This is a genomic window from Burkholderia sp. Ac-20349, assembly GCF_017104865.1.
GTDB classification, from domain to species: domain Bacteria; phylum Pseudomonadota; class Gammaproteobacteria; order Burkholderiales; family Burkholderiaceae; genus Burkholderia; species Burkholderia aenigmatica.
In genome coordinates this window covers 1-2195 of record NZ_JAAGPM010000312.1, presented here as the reverse complement: position 1 = coordinate 2195, position 2195 = coordinate 1, and the positions used below count along the sequence as shown (strand labels likewise).

The window sequence follows — 2195 nt, the reverse complement described above, 5'->3', positions numbered from 1 at the left end:
CTCGACGCGCTGAACGGCGCGTTGGGCGACACCGGGCCCGGCGGCCCGCGCGTCACTTGCCGCGGCCGGCTGCTGCGGTTCGTGCCGCAGGCTGCGTTGCCGCCCGGCGTGGCGTACGAGACCCATATCGCGGAGACGGGCGGCGTCCCGACTCGCCACAATCTGCACGACTTCTTCAACGCGCTCGTCTGGTTCGCGTATCCGCGCATCAAGGCCGCGCTGAATGCACGCCAGGCCGCGGCGATCGACGCCGCGGGCGGTGTCGGCCCCGTGCGCGGCACGCTGCGCGATGCGCTCACGCTGTTCGACGAGAATGCCGCGCTGTTCGTGACGGCCGACCGCGCGCTCGCCGACGCGTTGCGCGGGTTCGACTGGCCTCGGCTGCTGATCGCCGCGCGCGATGCGTGGGGCTCGCGCTGCGAGGCGCGGCTCGTCGGCCATGCGCTGCTCGAGCAGCTCGTCGCGCCGTACAAGTCCTGCACCGCGCATACATGGATCGTCGAAGTGAGCGCCGACTATTTCTGTTGGCCCGACGCGCAACGCATCGCGCATGTCGATGTGCGTGTCGCCGCCGAACTCGCGGCGCGCGCACTGACGAGTCGCGATTTCGCGCCGTTCCCGGTGCTCGGCGTGCCGGGCTGGTGCGATGCGAATGCCGAGGCCGCGTTCTACGACGATCCGGCCGTGTTTCGCAGCGGTCGCCGTTCGCGCCATGCCGACAGCGGCGCGCAGTGCTAGAATGCGCGTCGCAAAGCAGGCCAGGCAGTCGCGGCCTCGCCGCCTTCGGGCGCGCGGGGGCGAGGAAAGTCCGGACTCCACAGGGCAGGGTGATGGCTAACGGCCATCCGTGGCAACACGCGGAACAGGGCAACAGAAAGCAAACCGCCGATGGCCCGGCGCAAGCCGGGATCAGGTAAGGGTGAAACGGTGCGGTAAGAGCGCACCGCGGCGACGGCGACGTTCGCCGGCACGGTAACCTCCACCCGGAGCAATTCCAAGTAGGCAGGCGCGCATTTTCGGATGCAGGACGGGGCCCCCGTCTCGTCTGCGGGTAGGAAGCTTGAGCGCGTCAGCAATGGCGCGCCTAGAGGAATGGCTGCCACGCGTTGCGTGCTTCGGTGCGCAGCGTGCACAGAATCCGGCTTATCGGCCTGCTTTGCCGTTCGAATGCGAAAGGGCCGGCGCTCCCCACGGAGCGCCGGCCCTTTTTTCATCCGTGCTCGCCGTGCGTTCAGGCGGCGACGATGTCGAACGAGTGCGTGAGTTCGGCCGTCTTCGCGATCATGATCGACGCGGAGCAATACTTGTCGTGCGACAGGTTGATCGCGCGTTCGACCGTGGCCGGGTTCAGGTTGCGGCCGGTGACGGTGAAGTGGAAGTGCACCTTCGTGAACACCTTCGGATCTTCGCTCGCGCGCTCGGCCTTCAGCGTGACCGAGCAGCCGCTGACTTCCTGGCGGCTCTTCTTCAGGATCAGCACGACGTCATAGGCCGTGCAGCCGCCGGTGCCGAGCAGCACCATTTCCATCGGGCGCGGGGCGAGATTGTGGCCGCCGCCTTCGGGCGCGCCATCCATCGCGACGAGGTGGCCGCTGCCGGTCTCGGCGGAGAACGCCATGCCGTCCTGACCCATCCAGCTTACTTTGCATTCCATGCTTGCACTCCAGCGTTGCCTGATTCGGATTCGATCCGGCATTGTAGCCCGCTGCGCAACGGTCGGCTGATGCGCTGCACGACGCGCAACGCCGGCGCCGTGCGCGCGGCGCGCCAGGCGGCCAATTCGCTCTCGTTTTTAGGGGTTTTGCTCTAGATGGGGGTGGTTTCTGATCCTGCCAGTCGGGATCAGGTGGTTGATTTCAAAGAGAAAATCAATTTTTCAAACGCGCGGCCTTAAATTTCGCATTATGGTGTTTGATTTCGCAATGCAAATTTTCTTGTGAAGTCGGCAACGCGTTCGTATAATGAGCCTCATTGGTTGTCGCGCTGCGGCAACCTCCGAATGTCTCCTCCACCCTCCTCCTATGGTGGATTAAGCCCGAACCAGCCGTTCGGGCTTTTTTTCGTCCCATGACCCGTCCTGAAATAGGTTGACACTTTTTCGCGGAAACGAAGAGGTGCCAAGTGGAGCAAGAGATCAAGCGAACGCAGCGGGACTACAGCCTAGCTTTTAAGCTATCAGTGGTCGAGCAGGTCGA

General features: G+C 64.8%; 2 protein-coding genes and 1 other RNA gene. 2 read left to right on the top strand and 1 reads right to left on the bottom strand.

Annotated elements, in window-relative coordinates:
- Positions 1-738 (top strand): DUF3025 domain-containing protein (locus tag G3N61_RS38820; RefSeq protein ID WP_241018130.1); only part of this gene is annotated, 738 nt, incomplete at its 5' end.
- Positions 739-750: 12 nt separating this feature from the next.
- An RNA gene (gene rnpB / locus G3N61_RS38815) (RNase P RNA component class A) lies at positions 751-1162 on the top strand.
- Positions 1163-1231: 69 nt separating this feature from the next.
- On the opposite strand, the gene G3N61_RS38810 is transcribed toward rnpB, so the two are convergent.
- On the bottom strand, positions 1232-1696 hold the full coding sequence (locus G3N61_RS38810) for an OsmC family protein (RefSeq protein ID WP_175021600.1): 465 nt from the start codon (positions 1694-1696) through the stop codon (positions 1232-1234).
- Positions 1697-2195: the final 499 nt, after the last annotated feature.

Bases quoted from the DNA above. Each gene is read 5' to 3' on its own strand.
- G3N61_RS38810 (WP_175021600.1), bottom strand. From the start codon at position 1,696: ATGCCGGATCGAATCCGAATCAGGCAACGCTGGAGTGCAAGCATGGAA.